Source organism: Leptospira sp. WS58.C1 (assembly GCF_040833995.1).
In the GTDB taxonomy this organism is placed as follows: Bacteria; Spirochaetota; Leptospiria; order Leptospirales; family Leptospiraceae; genus Leptospira_B; species Leptospira_B cinconiae.
The window spans coordinates 953,592-968,607 of the sequence record NZ_CP162137.1; the positions used below are offsets into that span (position 1 = coordinate 953,592).

Genomic DNA, 15,016 nt, shown 5'->3' on the forward strand with positions numbered 1-15,016 from the left:
AGAATTCTAATCAGAATATAATACTTATATTTATACTACTCGTTCGATATCAAAACGGAGAGAATTCAAAATGAAAATCGAACAAGGCAAAAAGGGACTTCCCCTTTTGGTAGGGATCTTATGGTTCCTATTCAACTGTAACGGGGAGAAAATGGTACATACGGAAAGTTTACTGGGACTGATCCAGAAACCGGACCAAACGAAAACAAGTGCAAGCTACTCGGATCTTGCAGTCATTGATACTGTAAACGGCACGGGAAATTTTTCCGTTCTTACTTATAATGTGGCCGGATTATTAGAACCTTTTTCCAGCTCGAATCCAAGTGAGAATACTCCTTATATGGGACCTTTGATGACACCGTTCGATCTGGTGGTGGTCCAAGAAGATTTCAATTATCATGCGAGTCTGTATGCAAATGACGTACATCCACATCGATCCGCTACTAGCGGTGGAATGGGTATCGGAGACGGTTTGAACACTCTTTCTTATTTTCCATTTTCGGATTTCCAAAGAGTGGATTGGAACGCTTGTAACGGAACGGATTGTCTGACTCCTAAGGGATTTACTTTGGCTAGGCATAAAGTAGCGCCCGGGGTATTTATAGACGTATATAATTTACATACGAATGCCAGTACGGGAGAAGCGGATCTGGCGGCAAGAAGATCCAATATATTACAAATTCTGAATTTTATCGGAACTAATTCTGCGGGAAATGCAGTGATCGTCTTGGGAGATACAAACACCCGATATACCAGATCGGGAGACAATATCCGGGAATTTATCAATCAAGGATTTACGGATGTTTGGATCCAGATGATCCGGGGAGGATCGTATCCTACACAGGGAGGAGATGCCTTGACGGACTGCGAGGGACATAGGACAAGTGCAGGCTGTGAGGTGGTGGATAAAATATTATACCGCGGAAATTCCTATATCTCCTTATCACCTAGCTCTTATTTGGTAGAAGACGCAAGATTCGTTCATCCTGTAACCGGAGTTCCTCTTTCCGACCATTACGCGATTTCTTCCACATTCAATTATTCTCTTTTACAGAATTTATCGTTTAGTGACGCATTCGGCGGGCCTCATGGAACTGCGTTCAACGATGTGGATTCTCTCCCTTCTTCTCCTTCCGCGTCTAAAATAAGTCTAAGATCCGGATCCAGGGTGGATGCTGTGTCCTTACAATTGACGAATGGAACCGTCTTAAGTCATGGAGGAACGGGAGGAAGTTTACAAACTCTGACTTTGGGAACGGGAGAGTATTTAGACCAAGTAAAACTTTGTAGCGGTCAAAAAAACGGTCATACAAGGATTTTTTATGCTCAATTTCGCACAAACCTAGCAAGATTCCTCACCGGAGGTTCAAACACTTCCAGTTGTGTTACATACTCCGCTCCTAACGGTTGGGGGATAGTAGGATTCCATGGAAGAAGCGGAAGCGAAGTTGATAAACTCGGAGTGATCTTTGCTCCGATTCCATAAATAGATTTGAAAGTATTTCGGCCGAACATTCGATAAAAACCGAAGAAATAAAAAGCGATCCATTTGTTTCTAATAGAAAGTTTCCTAAATATGTCCGAGGTTCGAAGAGGGACGTATAGGATTTTTAGGAGAAATGAATGTTTCGCTTTCTAACTTCAATTTTAATCGTATCTTTCTTTTTCGTCTGTAAGGCCGAAAATTCCAAAAAACAATCCGAGGAACTTTCCGATGTTCGTTCGGGATCCGTATCGGCTCCTATGCCGTCAGCGGACGAACAACCGATGCAAGAAGCCGAGAAAAAAATTAGCGGCAGAGCGGGTGAAAGGGAAGAGTCACCGGAAGATCAAATCAAAACCTTTGCGACACCCAAGATCGGTAGCCTAAAGATAGGCCGCCTTTTGGAATATAAGGTAGATCTAAATTTCGAGACGAAAGATTTTATAGCTGCTCGAAAATTCCTATTGGAACTCTCCGGCAAGTATGGATTCGTACAGAGCGAAAATCTTCGAAACTGGGGAGGAGATACCGAACCGAGTATGACCGCAGTTATTCACGTAAAGTCATCCGATCTATATCAAGTTTTGATGGAACTGGAGAAGTTGGGCACACTCACTTCCGAAAATATCCAAGTAGAAGATCATACAGAGAATTATACGTTAGAACAGATCCATTCCAGAAGGGAAAAGATCCGGATTGCAAGAAGAACGGAACTAGGCGCCAGATCCACTCCTAAAAACGCGGCTGAGATCGATGAGATGCTTGGACAGTCGGAAGATTCCGCAGACTCCGCAGAATTCGAAAAATGGAAAATACTAGATAGAGTGAACTGGGCAAAGATCAGTATACATTTGTACGGTCCTAAAAAACCGAAAGCAGTGGAAGTTCCCAGTTTCGGAGATGCGTTTATCGATCTGGCTAGTCTCGGATTAAAACTTCTTCTGTATCTGATCTATATCCTTCCCTTAGGATTGGTTGTATTTGGGATTTTCTACCTAGTTAAATATGTGAAGAATCGTCTAAAATAATAGAATGGGGCTTCGCGCCCCGTCCTAATTATTTTGTTTCCGGGGAAGCTATGGTTTTTAGCCTAGAAGAAAACGGTTTGGGGAAAAGAATGCCTACTCTGGAAGAAGCTCAAAAAGAAATTATCGCCGAGTTCTCGGAGGCGGCAGACTGGGAAGAAAGATACCAGATGCTGATCGAGATAGGGGACGAGCTTCCTATTCTGTCCCCCGAATTAAAAACGGAAGATAGATTAGTCCCGGGTTGCCAGTCCAGGGTTTGGGTCGTTCCGGAAGAAAAAGAAGGCAAATTATTCATCCAAGCGGATAGCGATTCCGCGATCACAAAAGGGATGATCGCATTACTATTACGGGTATTTTCGGGAAGAACAAGAGAAGAGATCAAGTCAGCATCCTTGGAGTTCCTAAAAGAGATCGGTTTGGACAAACATCTTTCCATGAGCCGCAGAAACGGTCTTTATTCCATGGTAAATAAAATTAGAAGTTTCTAATATTTTTAACTAATATAAGGTTCGTTGGGGATCTCGTTCGGGTTTTTCTTTCTTGCAGGGAAATGTTTGGCAAGTTCCCCCGTGAGTTCCTTAATTCCTACGAGTATCGCATCCTTGGGAGCACCGGATTTGAAACCCTCTCCAATTTTGGAAGAGATCGAATTCAATTTTTCTTGTCCTATCCTTTTGTAGATCCCACGATCGGCCAAGGTTACGATCTTCTTTTCGGAAAGAAGAATATAGATCAATATCCCTGTATTTTCTTCCGTATCCCAAACTTTTAAAAAAGAGAACATTTCCACCGCTCGATCTCTTGCGGTTTTACCGGAGAACACTTGGAATGGAGAGATCTTTGTCTCGATAGCGACCTTTAATTCTCCTCTATGGGTCTTTTCCGAGTCGGAGACCGCAGAAGTGATCTCTTTCAGATCTTTGGGACTAAAATATTTTCTTAATAAAGTAAAACCTGATAAAGGTCCGTTCCCGATCCTAAATAGGTCCAGGAAACCCGCAAAAATATTGCGTATCAGTCTTTCGGTTAAAGAAGGATATCTGCTCATAAGAATCACCAATCCGAAGAGGATCCTCCTCCGCTAAAATCTCCTCCGCCCCCGCTAAAAGAGTCACCGGAAGAAGAGGAACTCCAGCCTGAATCGCTGGAACTATAGGAACTCCAAGAGCCCCCGGACCATCCCCCTCCGCCAGAACCTGGATTTTTGGCCGCTATGTATATGATACAAAGTAGTATGAAGAAGATTACCAAAAGTGGAAGCATGATTTCTAAAGAAAAACCTAATAATCCTCCCACCCAATACCCTAGATAAGTTGCTACTCCTGCCTGGAGTAAGCTGAATAATTTTTTGAATAAGAAACCTACTACAATTCCGATTACGACCAATGCGCCGATATAAAGTCCGAAATAATCGTCTTCCGTTGCCGAGCTTGATTCATAACTGGTGGAGCTCGGTTCCGGCAAAGGTTCTCCGTCTATAAGTCCGAGAATTTTATCGATCCCTTGGTCGATCCCTTCGAAATATTTACCTTCCTTGAATAAGGGTCTAACGTACTCCAACTGAATCCGTTTGCTGATTACATCAGGGATGGCACCTTCTAACCCTCTTCCGATCTCAAAACGCATTTTACGATCGTCTTTTGCGATTAGGAAAATGACCCCATCCGCTATTCCTTTTCTTCCTATTTTCCAATTTTCCGCAAGACGGATGGAATATTGTTCAATGGTCTCCTCTCCCGTTGTCGGGATAATGACCAAAACCACTTGGCTTCCTTTACGTTTTTCGAAATTCTTTAGTTTATCTTCTAAACTAGAAACTTCTTCTCCGCTTAACGTCGACGTCAGGTCGGTGACCCTATGCGTCAATTTGGGAATGGGGACTTGGTCCGCAAAAATCCCGGAACAAAATAGGATAATCGGAAGAAAGAGTAGCCTTCTCATTTGGGATCCGAGTTTTAAAATTGGACTTGAGGAGGTTTCGAAATTTCCTTCTCGTTCTCCACGCTGAAATTCGGTTTTACGTCATAGCCGAAAATTTTAGCTGTGATCACGTTCGGAAACGTCCTGACGGTGATATTGTATTCTTGGACTGCAGTGATGTATCGGTTTCTGGCAACAGCGATCCGATTTTCAGTTCCTTCTAATTGCGCTTGTAGCCCGATAAAACTTTTATCCGATTTAAGGTCCGGATATTTTTCCACCACAACCATCAACCTCGATAGTGCCGAGGTCATTTGTCCTTGCGCCTGGTTGAATTTCGCAAACAGTTCAGGATTATTTAATATTTCAGGTGTAGCTTGGACGGAACCCACGCTAGCCCTGGCCCTGGTCACCTCGATCAGTACCTCTTTTTCTTGAGCGGCGTAACCTTTGACGGTATTGACTAGGTTCGGGATTAGGTCGGCCCTTCTCTGGTACATATTAATTACTTCCGACCAGGCGGCTTTTACCTGTTCGTCTTGGACTTGGATCGTATTATAACCGCATGAATTTGTGAAAAACAAGATCAGACCGGTAAAACCGATCAAAAAACCTTTGCGGATCCGAAAAAAATCGCCTTGGGACATTCCTACCTCCGACCTGCGGAATTCTGTAAGGAAAACGTCCCTTGGCAATCGGTTTTTTCTAAGAACATTTAAGTTTTATGCCGCCTCTTTTGGGAAATTTTCGTGTTTTTCCAGTGCTCTTTTGCGGATTTCTTCGATGAGTTTGTCTGCGAGCATTTCGGCTAGAGCGGATATTTTTTCTTGGTTGATCGAGTTTCTATAGTCGGTTTTCATTGGCGCCTCCTTGTGGTCCGAATATAAAAATACATGGACCCCCGGACAAATCGGCCGGGCAGAAAACAAAAAACCGGGAAAATTCCCCGACTGCCTCTACCGATAAATAGAAAAATGGCAAGGGCCGCCCTGGACGAATGGAATTGGATTATAAGACCCGACTCGAGGAAATCGAGAAGGTAGACGGTTATTTTCGTAGGTCCCCGGAAGGGATTTGGTCCTACGAACTGGATTCTCCCTTAGACACCACTCTTCCGATTGAGGAGCAGTGCAGGCTGATCTATGAAAATGCAAGACTCACGCACTGTAACGATACCATGGCAAGGATTTACGGGTATCATAATGCGGAAGAGATCAAAGGTGTTCTATTAAAAGATATCGTTAGACCGACTAACAAGATGAATATGTTCGGTATTAACGATTTTATTCGTTCCGGCTATAAGATACACGATAGCGAATCGGAAGAGATAGATCTAAGAGGAAAACGTAAGTATTTTTTAAGCAGCGCATTAGGGGTTGTGGAGAAGGGGCACTTACTTAGAGCTTGGGGTGTGCTGAAGGACATTACCGCTATTCGGGCTGCCGAATCCAGACTGAAGAGGACAATCGCTTTAGAAAGTCTACTCACTCAGCTCTCCCGATATTTTTTAAGTGTAGAACCCGGAAACACTACGGAAGCGGTGAATCACGCGTTAGGTGAGCTTGGAAAATTTTGCGGAGCGGACAGGGCATTTTTATTTTTATACACCCATGCGGGTCTAACCATCTCTAATACGAACGAGTGGTGCGCGGACGGGATTGAACATAGGATCCATCTATTACAAAATCTTCCTATAGAAACGTTTCCTAAATCGGATTACGAAACCATCAGTAATAAGGGCCATATCGTTTATGATTCTTTGGATAATGTGCCTTCTACCCATGCTTCCTTACGAAATCTTTTGGAAAGACGGGGGACTCGTTCTTTGGTAGTGGTAGGTCTTTCATCCCGAGACGAGGAGCTCGGTTTTATCGGATTCGATTCGGTAAAAGGCCAAAAACTTTGGACGGAAGAAGATATTTATATTCTGAGATTAGTGGGTGACCTGATCGTTCTTGCTTTCGATAGACAAAAAAGAGAATCGGATCTGAACGATTTTTATGAAAGAATGAATCACGATCTGGAATTGGCGCGTCTTACACAAAGATCCTTGGTCTCCAGAGAGTTTCCTAGTTCTCCTTTTTATAAAATGGATAGTTATTTTCGTCCTTTCGAAAAAGTGGGAGGAGATATCATAACGTATATCCAACATGAGACCGGTGTATTGGATATTTTATTCGGAGATGTATCCGGTCATGGGATCTCCTCCGCTATGGTTTCCGGAATGGCGGTACTTTCTTTCAGGCACCATGCTAAGGCCGGTCTTTCCCCCGCGGAAGGTATACAACAATTCGTGAAAGATCTAAAACCTATGGTGGTGGAACATCATATCGCCGCCGTTTGGGCCAGATTTTTCCCTTTGGAGAAGAAGTTGGTATACTCGTATGCGGGCCATCCGCCTATCGTTTTGTTTAGAGGAGAAGAAAAGATCGAACTAAAAGGTATGAATCTTCCGCTTCTGATCTTCGATTCGATAGAATATTTTAACGAATCCGTTAAATTACAAAAAAATGATAGGATCGTTTTTTATTCCGACGGAATGTACGAAGTATTCAATGCGGAAGGTAGAATATTGGATCTGCCGGGATTCCAAGACATTTTACTCCAACATAGGGATCTCGGAAATTTAGACGAATATTTAGATCAGGTTGTCTCCGAGGTATTCCAATTTTCGGAAGGTGTGTTCGGTGACGATATGGCGATGCTCGTGATCGATATTAACGGGTAAGATCTGCAGTTTATTATCTATAGCTAAATTCTATTTCTTACTCTAAAACTTTTTTCTTTCTTCCTAATAAAAAAACTCCGGATAGAACGATGAACGTTCCGACAACGTTTTCCCAGGTGATGATCTCTCCTAAAAGGATCGCGGCTAAAAATAATGTAAATACAGGACCGACACTTCCAGCGATGGAAGCTTTATTGGAGCCTATTCTTTGGATACCTGCAGTCGTTAAGAAAGCGGGAACCACGGTAGTCAAAAATCCCAACGCGAATCCGTAACCGTAGATCTGCCATGGTTGGTCTATTAGGATTCTGTAATTCTTAGTGAAAAAGAAATGAATCAGCACAAAAACTCCGGACCAGATCATTAAAAGAGCCGTAAATTTCCGTGAGCCCAGTTTAGGGATCATCTGCCCGCTACCTATTAGGTAGATTGCATAAGCCAATGCGGATAAAAATACTAAACTTCCTCCGATCCATGCGGACTTACCTTGAGTCTCTGCATCCGGCAAAAATGCCAATAGGATGCCCGAGTATGTGAGAGCCACGGAGTAGACCTCGATCCTATGAACCTTCTTCTTTAAAAAAACAAAACCTAATAGAAGAACAAGTGCAGGAAATGTAAATAAGACTAGTCTTTCCATGGAGGCGGATAGGTATTCCAATCCCCAAAAATCGAAAAAGCTGGCCATATAATAACCGATGAATGCGAGTAAAACCACAATCCCGTAATCTTTGCGAGAGATCGATTTGTTCGAGTTTTTAGAAGATTCTTGGTAAAGAACAAATGCGAAAAACGGGATCGCAAATATCATTCTTAACGCCAAAACAGTAACCGAGTCTATTCCAAATTTATAAACTAATTTTACAAGCACTCCTTTTGAGGAGAATAAGACAGTTCCCGCCAGAGCGTATAGATAACCCAAGGTTTCTTCGCTAAGTCCTAGAAAGAAATGTTCTTTGGTTTTCTCGGAAGTCTGGCCCATTCTTCCAGGTTTTAATAGGCCCGATTTGATTAAAGTAGGAATCTATTAAAATGAATGAAAGAGTATAGTCCGGTTCTTACTTCAAATTCCGGGGAAGTCCTACGATAATAACGATATGTTTGGGAATTGTAACCTAACGTCCCAAAAAGAAATAATTCAATTCTTTCCTGGAAGTTAAAAATCCTCCTCCCGGATGGATTGCCGGAAAAAAAGAATCTCCGGCAATTTCTGAGGTAGCTTTTAGATCTCTGATCTGTCCGTAACATTCCGAAAGATAGAAAGCATGTCCACATCCTAATAGATGGTATCCTTCATGGATCATTGTATTTGAGGCCCCACCTACGAGTAAATGTCCGAGAGAAGCAGTATGGGCTAAAACAAATCCTCTAGTCCCTGTGTGGCTATCCACTGCTCCTAATACTTCGAACGTGGGGATAAAGAATAACGCTAGAATATAAGAAGCGAATTCGTATGCGATATCCGAGAACCTAACTCCGGCAAAGGCTAAGATCCGATCGCAACCTTCCGGCAGCTCCGCTTTATATAGTTCTTCCATGATCGCTTTACCCGTCCAACCTGGCCTTTTCCAATCTTTTACTTGGGCGACCTTAGCCTGCAAATTATATAGGATCAATTCTTCATTCCAAGAATCGAATAGATAGTCCATTCTTTCTTTTGAAACGTTTTCGTCCTTCCAAACGCAGACTCGTATGGTCTTCATTTTTCCATACTCGTAGGTTTCTCGTACCGAAGATTTATGAAATCCCACAGTGGTGCAGGAGGTTAGTATTAGGATGAGAAGGAAACGAATATGTCGCATGTTTGCAATTCTTTGAAACCTTAGAAAAACTCCTTGGAAAAGCAAGGACTTTCGTTCGATACTTATATTGATCCTCCCAGGTAGGTGCAACGTCCATGAGGGCCGCAAAACCGCAAAAAGCGATCACACCGTTTCGTTTATTATTTTTGCTCCCTTTGATCCTATTCATTGTTACCACGATTTTAGGAGAGGGGTTGAGACTATACCGTTTGGCGGAAGAAAGGTCGATGTATTCCAGTAAACCGGTCTTGGATAGGTTAGTGGAAGACTTCAATATGGAGAGTATGTTCCATAAATATGGATATGATTTTCGGAACAGAATGAACCAGGAAGAAAGGAATGTCACCGGGACCATTAAGGACAATCCGATGGAGAGAACGATCCCCAAGATTTTTTTTGTACTTACTATCAGTAGCTATCCGATATACTCTTTTTTTAAATTACTGAAAGACATGTCAGAACAGTCGAAGGTTTAGGCGGATATGAGCACGGTAAAACCTAAGAATAAAAAACAAACGAAGAAGAGCATATCGAACAATAGGTCTTCTTCTCCTTTGTTCCTGCTATTGGTAGGGATTCCGTTCTTCTTTTTTCTGCTTAGCGCAATGCTCGGAAGCGTTCTGAAAATAGATCGGGTTAGTTCTGAATCCGCATTTGAGAACAGGTTGAATCCGATCGAAAAGGCCTGGAGAGGTCTGAAGCTAAAAGTATATGCGTATGAATACGGCTCGGACTATCGAAATAAGATCCCCGAAAACGAGAGCCGTGCCTTGGGTTTAATACGTGAATCCGTTCTAGAATCCACTCTTCCTAGATATCTTTTTCTATTTCTAGCGATCGCCGTACCATTTTACTTTTTCGTAAGGTTGTTCAAGGACAAACCCCAAAAGAAGGCAGTATGGCCGGTTCCGGTAACCGCAGTTTCAAAGGTCAGGAAAACTTCCACACTTACCCAAAAAAAATCCTAAAGAGTTAAAATAGATTTGATTACGTTATTATGGCGTATTGAACATGTCGTATGCTTCCAAGTAGACGATATTCGAATTTTCGTAAAATTATTACCCTAATCGGTGTATTTGTATTATTTCTCCAAAACTGTACTTTAGATAAAAGGATAGAATTCGCGGGAGAGGATAAATTAGGCCTGGAAACAGGAAGTAACCCTTGCCAGGAACTAACACATTATAATCGTTGGTTTGCTCTTTACGGTCTATGGCGCATCCCTGGTTCGAGGGATACGGAGATAGAAAAGAAAGAAGGTAAGGTCTATTTCGCAGAACATTCCGTAAATTGGTGGCAGGCTAGTCTGAACGTGCTCACCGGTTTTTTTAGCACCATCACATTCTATAAAGTAACCGTAAATGAATGCGATCTTGGAACCAGATTCGTTCATAGAGACCAATACGAAAAATTCTTTGAAGAAGAAAGAACAAAGGCTCACTCGGAGTTCTTCTCAAAAACCGAAAGAGAATTGGAAGATGCTTTACGTAAGTATTTGGATAAAACAAGCCCGGCGGAAAATGCGGGTAAAAATTATAGCATGATCATCTTGAGAACCGGTAAGACTACTGAAGCAAGGGTAGTGGGCCAGGATGTGGATACTATTAAACTGGAAACGGAAGATTCTAACGGACAAAAGCATGAGTTTACTCTTCCGAAAAAAGAAGTCTATAAAGTGATCTTCGCTACTAAGATCATCAAGGTGAAAGACTCTCCACCGGTTAAAGAGACCGGAAAAGAAAAACACTAATCTTTTTTCGTATCCCTTCTTCGAGGGATACGATTTCTCATTTTCAGTCAATAAATTTAACCGTTAGAAAAATCCTACTTGTGCATAAACCATATCTTCGCTTATCATACGGACAAGGAAATTCTCCTATGGTATCCTGTCGTATTTTATTCGGATCTATACTTTATAAATTTATAATACTCTTGTTCGTTATGCCGATTTTGAACTGTGGATTAGCTTTAGGGTACCAAGCCGAAGAGCAGGCTGCTAAGGCTTCGGAAAATAATAATAATGATTCGATGTTAGCTGCGTTAGGTTTGTTAAGCGGGAATTCGAGCAGTTTGCTTAGCTTTTCTCCTTCTCCATTGACGTTTTCCGCCTCAACGGGAAAATCAGCGTATGATATAACTGTTAATTACTGGCCTGGTTCAGGCACAGGGGAGTTACGTATCGATCCGGTCTGGAATGGGATAATGTCTTGTGCTCCACAAGAAGGAGTGTTCGCGGTGTTTAACGACGACACATATCCTTTGACTTTTGCTAATGTTTCTTTCGACTGTTTTATTACCGGAATTGGCGAAGTATCGCATATTGTGGATATGGCTATCGGATCCGGACTTCCGAGTGTAGGAACGAACCTCGGAAATCTAAGCGTAACTGTAACTCCTTAGTCCGAGTTTTAAAACGTTTTACCTAGCTACTCCGAAACAAACCGCCATCATATCTCCTTGGTCGAATTTTTTAACCGCCCAGTCCGCTATCTTCTTTGTAGTTTTATAGAAGATTCCGGATCCTTTCTTGGCAGTGAGACCGCTTCCATACGAGATATGGCCTAACGGAATATAACCTAATTCATTTCCGAGAGAAATAATACCCGGCAAACTATAATAGTAAAGATGTTCCGGGACATTTAAATATCTCCACTTCGGTCCCAGATACTTTGCAAGAACTCCGTATCTACAGGTGGAAAGGATCATTCTTCCCCCTGGTTTCAGGTGTTTTAAAATTTTCAGAAGTGTTTCTTTCGGATGATGCAGATGTTCGATACTCGCCCAAAGAGTGATTAGATCGAATTTTTCCTTCCCATCTTGGTCCCAGGTCAAAAAATCTTTTTGCTCCACATCCAATCCTAATGTTTCTTTTGCAAAACGAACCGGCCCGCTTGCAATATCCAGACCTTTGGTTTTCCAATTTCTACCTTTTAGATAATCCAAAAAATAACCGGCTGCACAGCCTACATCCAGCGCGGATCTTTCCGGACCTAATAATCTTTCCCAATCGAAAAAACCTAGATCTTTCAGATTCAAATTAAATACTCTTGCGATCTCTTTTTTGGTTTCTTCCGAATAATAATTATCGTAACCTCTGTCCGTTCTTTGTGTGAAGTAAGAGTCCTCATAATACTTGGAAACTTCTGCCAAGCTTGGCTGGGGATTGACCTGAACTAATTTACATTTTTTGCATTCTACAATTTGGAAGATTTCTCCTTTCGGACTGGCCTTGGAGAAAAGCGGGGTGAATTCCGAACTAAAGCAAGTATTGCAAGGTATCGATTGCATATTATAAAGATCGGTGATTTGAGCGGTTTTAGGACATAAAATGAGGATTTTCTTATTTAAAAATTTTATTGCTTCCTATTTTTATCGGATCAGTCTGTCAATTGTTCCTATGAAAACGAAATTTTGCAGATCCAAAATTCGATTTCGGTCTATTCTTCTGTTTCTGGCCTTAATCTTTTCTTTGCCTTCTTGCGGGGTATATCTTCTATTCGAGGAAGAGAACAGTTATTTTGGGAAAGAGAAAAAGAGTCACTCCGATACGCTAAGTATTCTAGGACTTCTCCAATCCAATGCTAATTCGGTCCCGATCGTATTCTCTTCCACTGAGTTTACGACTTCTACTTGGGGGCCGGCGAACTATACAATTTCGGTGAGCAGTATACCTTCTGCTTGGCTGGAACAAAACTTTCAGTTTCATATTTTTATCCAAGCAGTCTGCAACAATGTGACGGTCAACTCCGTTAACGGGGTCCAGGGCAATGCGGATTCTTCGCAATCTTTTTCAGCTCCCAATTATACTTCGATCCTAATCCAAGTAGACGCAAATACTGCGGGGGCTAACTGCCAAGCTTTCGGATATTGTGATATTTCGCATAGTGTACATAATCCAGTGCCTCAATTATTGAGTCAGGGCCAGTTTTTGGGATCTGTTAGAGCACATTTTCCTCCTACCTGTTCTTTTTAATGGCTTGCTTTTTCGGTAAATTTATTATTTAACATAAGGCATGCGAACATCCCTTTACCTTTTAAGGAAATTTATAGTCAGTCCCAAAACTTATCTTGTCGATAAGTATGACTTCTCGGCCTCCAAGAGTTTGCCTTCGGTGCGGGCTCTTATAACAAGTTTTCTATTCATTATGCTTCTTTTTCACAACGTAAGTTGTGGTCTGGTGCTGACCGGGACGGATATAGGTAAAGAGTTTTTAGGTCTTTCCGAAGATGATAAAAAGGACCCGGAAAAGGCAGCCGCTGCATTGCTTTCCTTAGTAACGGGAGGAAGTAATTCGTTACTCGTATTTACTCCAGCAGTGTTATCTACGACCGCTGGAGCAGATGCCTCCTACCAAGTGAGTCTTAGATCGGTTCCTTCCGATTGGACGAGTAATGATGTGACAGTTGGTTTTGATATAGATGTATCGTCTTGTCCATCGGGTACTTTTCCCAATTTTTGGCCTTTTACTTTTAGTCCTCCTTATAATCCGGTAAACGGTCTATTTTTTAGTACTATTAATCCGGGCTCTTGTATCGTGCGGTATACTGTAAGTGGAGAAGTGACATCTCAAAATTCCGGTTTAACTATCGGTGCCGATGCGGGGTCTCTCCCTTTCTTAATCCAGTGAAATGTGGTTGTATCTAAGCGACTTTATCTTAGAAAAACCGCTTTTCCAGAGACAGGGTTTCTAAAATCCTTCCCCTATGTATAGAAACCTTGCATTGTCCTCTCTTTTAGGACTCTCTCTTTTATTTTCCCAATGCCAACCGATCGAATCGGTTGAACCGGAAACATTGAAGATCAAAGCGGTGGGTGATTTAGTCATGGGGACAAATTATCCGGAGAATAAACTTCCTTCCGATCCTAGAAACACTTTGTTCTCTCAGGTGGAACCAAGTTTGAGAGGGGCAGATATACTATTTGCGAATTTCGAAAGTACTCTGACAGACTATCCTCATTGTGCCAAAAATATCAATCGCCCTCTTATATTCGCTTTCAGGACACCGCCATCGTATGCAAAAATTCTAAAGGATGTAGGATTCGATATAGTTTCGATTGCCAACAATCACAGCCTGGATTTTCACCAACAAGGGTTCGAGGATACCGCTAAAAATCTTTCCGAAGCCGGAGTTAGATTCACCGGAAAAAAGGGCGCGATCACTTATATGAACGCAAAAGGAATTTCCGTGGCTTGGATCGGATTTAGTCATATGGAAAGCGCGCATAATCATGTGAACCATATCGAAGAAGGTGTAGCTCTCGTAAAAGAAGCCAAAAAGAAAGCGCAACTTGTATTTATCTCGGTTCACGGTGGTGCGGAAGGCGGACCTGCTTTACATGTAAAAAACGAACAGGAAAGATTTTACGGAGAATATAGAGGAAATTTAGTCGCTTTATCTCACGCGTTGATCGACGCCGGTGCGGACTTATTCATAGGTCACGGTCCTCATTTGCCAAGAGCATTCGAATTGTATAAAGGAAAATTGATCGCTTATTCACTAGGGAACTTTTTAGGATATAGGGTATTCTCTACGAAAGGTTATGGCGGTTACTCTTTGGTCTTAGAAGCGGACTTGGACAAACAAGGGAATTTTATCAAGGGTAAGATCCATCCCTTACAACTGAGCCAAAACGGTATCCCTGCTCCTGATCCGGAGGCAAAAACTACGGAGCTGATCCAATCTTTGACTAGATCGGATTTCCCGAACAAAGGACCGAAAATCCAGTCGGACGGAAGTTTCCATCCATAATCTAGGGCTGTCCTGTAGGAGTTCCTACATATTTCGGCCTGTATTTTTGATTGCAAATTTTACGATTTTCTGATATAGGGAAAGCGGCTTCTCCCGCTGACCCGCCTCCACCACCCAAGCTCAGGGCGGGGCCGCTTTTTCAAAATTTACGTTCGATCAAACTTAGTGTGTTAAACTTGCGTTCCACCTCGTTTGACTTTCGTCACCGACTCAGCAAAGCTGGTTGTCTTCTCGCTCCCTACGAGTCGCTGCGAAGGGGTGGGGCCGTTTCCCAAAATTCAGTAGGAGCTCCAACAAGGCCCCG

The 15,016-nt window shown here is 42.3% G+C and carries 18 protein-coding genes; 11 read left to right on the top strand and 7 right to left on the bottom strand.

What is annotated here, in order from left to right; all coding sequences use genetic code 11:
• Positions 1-70: 70 nt before the first annotated feature.
• From AB3N61_RS04430 to AB3N61_RS04440, 3 genes are all read left to right on the top strand, one after another.
• On the top strand, positions 71-1,486 hold the full coding sequence (locus AB3N61_RS04430) for a jacalin-like lectin (RefSeq protein ID WP_020771220.1): 1,416 nt from the start codon (positions 71-73) through the stop codon (positions 1,484-1,486).
• Positions 1,487-1,623: 137 nt separating this feature from the next.
• A complete protein-coding gene (locus tag AB3N61_RS04435) occupies positions 1,624-2,511 on the top strand; it encodes a DUF4349 domain-containing protein (RefSeq protein ID WP_367898572.1) in 888 nt (295 codons plus the stop codon).
• Positions 2,512-2,600: 89 nt separating this feature from the next.
• On the top strand, positions 2,601-2,999 hold the full coding sequence (locus AB3N61_RS04440; protein WP_036091008.1) for a SufE family protein: 399 nt from the start codon (positions 2,601-2,603) through the stop codon (positions 2,997-2,999).
• Between the two features lie 5 nt (positions 3,000-3,004).
• Here AB3N61_RS04440 and AB3N61_RS04445 read toward each other — a convergent pair whose 3' ends face one another.
• The 4 genes from AB3N61_RS04445 to AB3N61_RS04460 all read right to left on the bottom strand — a co-directional run bounded on the left by AB3N61_RS04445 (position 3,005) and on the right by AB3N61_RS04460 (position 5,291).
• The gene (locus AB3N61_RS04445; RefSeq protein ID WP_367898573.1) at positions 3,005-3,559 is read right to left on the bottom strand and encodes a TPM domain-containing protein; all 555 of its coding nucleotides are present in this window, start codon (positions 3,557-3,559) and stop codon (positions 3,005-3,007) included.
• Positions 3,560-3,564: 5 nt separating this feature from the next.
• Positions 3,565-4,452 (bottom strand): TPM domain-containing protein, encoded by an 888-nt coding sequence (locus AB3N61_RS04450; protein WP_367898574.1) that lies wholly within the window; start codon positions 4,450-4,452, stop codon positions 3,565-3,567.
• A 14-nt stretch (positions 4,453-4,466) separates the two neighbouring features.
• Complete coding sequence (locus AB3N61_RS04455; protein ID WP_020771225.1) at positions 4,467-5,078, bottom strand: LemA family protein; 612 nt, start codon at positions 5,076-5,078, stop codon at positions 4,467-4,469.
• 75 nt (positions 5,079-5,153) lie between these two features.
• Positions 5,154-5,291 carry a hypothetical protein gene (locus tag AB3N61_RS04460; protein ID WP_020771405.1) on the bottom strand — a complete coding sequence of 46 codons (138 nt, stop codon included), beginning with the start codon at positions 5,289-5,291 and terminating at the stop codon, positions 5,154-5,156.
• A 137-nt stretch (positions 5,292-5,428) separates the two neighbouring features.
• Here AB3N61_RS04460 and AB3N61_RS04465 point away from each other — a divergent pair, with 137 nt between their 5' ends.
• Positions 5,429-7,159, top strand: a complete 1,731-nt coding sequence (locus tag AB3N61_RS04465; RefSeq protein ID WP_367898575.1) for a GAF domain-containing SpoIIE family protein phosphatase — start codon at positions 5,429-5,431, stop codon at positions 7,157-7,159.
• Positions 7,160-7,196: 37 nt separating this feature from the next.
• Here the strand turns inward: AB3N61_RS04465 and AB3N61_RS04470 are convergent, their stop codons facing one another.
• Together AB3N61_RS04470 and AB3N61_RS04475 are read right to left on the bottom strand one after the other, a co-directional pair.
• Complete coding sequence (locus AB3N61_RS04470) at positions 7,197-8,141, bottom strand: DMT family transporter (RefSeq protein ID WP_367898576.1); 945 nt, start codon at positions 8,139-8,141, stop codon at positions 7,197-7,199.
• Positions 8,142-8,274: 133 nt separating this feature from the next.
• A complete protein-coding gene (locus tag AB3N61_RS04475) occupies positions 8,275-8,961 on the bottom strand; it encodes a hypothetical protein (protein WP_020771292.1) in 687 nt (228 codons plus the stop codon).
• 95 nt (positions 8,962-9,056) lie between these two features.
• On the opposite strand from AB3N61_RS04475, the gene AB3N61_RS04480 reads away from it, so the two are divergent.
• The 4 genes from AB3N61_RS04480 to AB3N61_RS04495 all read left to right on the top strand — a co-directional run bounded on the left by AB3N61_RS04480 (position 9,057) and on the right by AB3N61_RS04495 (position 11,361).
• Positions 9,057-9,437, top strand: a complete 381-nt coding sequence (locus AB3N61_RS04480; protein WP_367898577.1) for a hypothetical protein — start codon at positions 9,057-9,059, stop codon at positions 9,435-9,437.
• A gap of 6 nt (positions 9,438-9,443) precedes the next feature.
• Complete coding sequence (locus AB3N61_RS04485; RefSeq protein WP_367898578.1) at positions 9,444-9,929, top strand: hypothetical protein; 486 nt, start codon at positions 9,444-9,446, stop codon at positions 9,927-9,929.
• Between the two features lie 50 nt (positions 9,930-9,979).
• Positions 9,980-10,711, top strand: coding sequence for an LIC_13076 family protein (locus AB3N61_RS04490; protein WP_367898579.1), 732 nt, complete (start codon positions 9,980-9,982; stop codon positions 10,709-10,711).
• A 128-nt stretch (positions 10,712-10,839) separates the two neighbouring features.
• Positions 10,840-11,361, top strand: a complete 522-nt coding sequence (locus tag AB3N61_RS04495) for a hypothetical protein (RefSeq protein WP_367898580.1) — start codon at positions 10,840-10,842, stop codon at positions 11,359-11,361.
• An 18-nt stretch (positions 11,362-11,379) separates the two neighbouring features.
• On the opposite strand, the gene AB3N61_RS04500 is transcribed toward AB3N61_RS04495, so the two are convergent.
• Positions 11,380-12,249 carry a class I SAM-dependent methyltransferase gene (locus AB3N61_RS04500; protein WP_367898581.1) on the bottom strand — a complete coding sequence of 290 codons (870 nt, stop codon included), beginning with the start codon at positions 12,247-12,249 and terminating at the stop codon, positions 11,380-11,382.
• A gap of 109 nt (positions 12,250-12,358) precedes the next feature.
• Here AB3N61_RS04500 and AB3N61_RS04505 point away from each other — a divergent pair, with 109 nt between their 5' ends.
• The 3 genes from AB3N61_RS04505 to AB3N61_RS04515 all read left to right on the top strand — a co-directional run bounded on the left by AB3N61_RS04505 (position 12,359) and on the right by AB3N61_RS04515 (position 14,712).
• Positions 12,359-12,934 carry a hypothetical protein gene (locus AB3N61_RS04505; RefSeq protein WP_367898582.1) on the top strand — a complete coding sequence of 192 codons (576 nt, stop codon included), beginning with the start codon at positions 12,359-12,361 and terminating at the stop codon, positions 12,932-12,934.
• A 172-nt stretch (positions 12,935-13,106) separates the two neighbouring features.
• The gene (locus AB3N61_RS04510) at positions 13,107-13,589 is read left to right on the top strand and encodes a hypothetical protein (RefSeq protein WP_367898583.1); all 483 of its coding nucleotides are present in this window, start codon (positions 13,107-13,109) and stop codon (positions 13,587-13,589) included.
• Between the two features lie 76 nt (positions 13,590-13,665).
• A complete protein-coding gene (locus AB3N61_RS04515; RefSeq protein WP_367898584.1) occupies positions 13,666-14,712 on the top strand; it encodes a CapA family protein in 1,047 nt (348 codons plus the stop codon).
• Positions 14,713-15,016 lie beyond the last annotated feature (304 nt).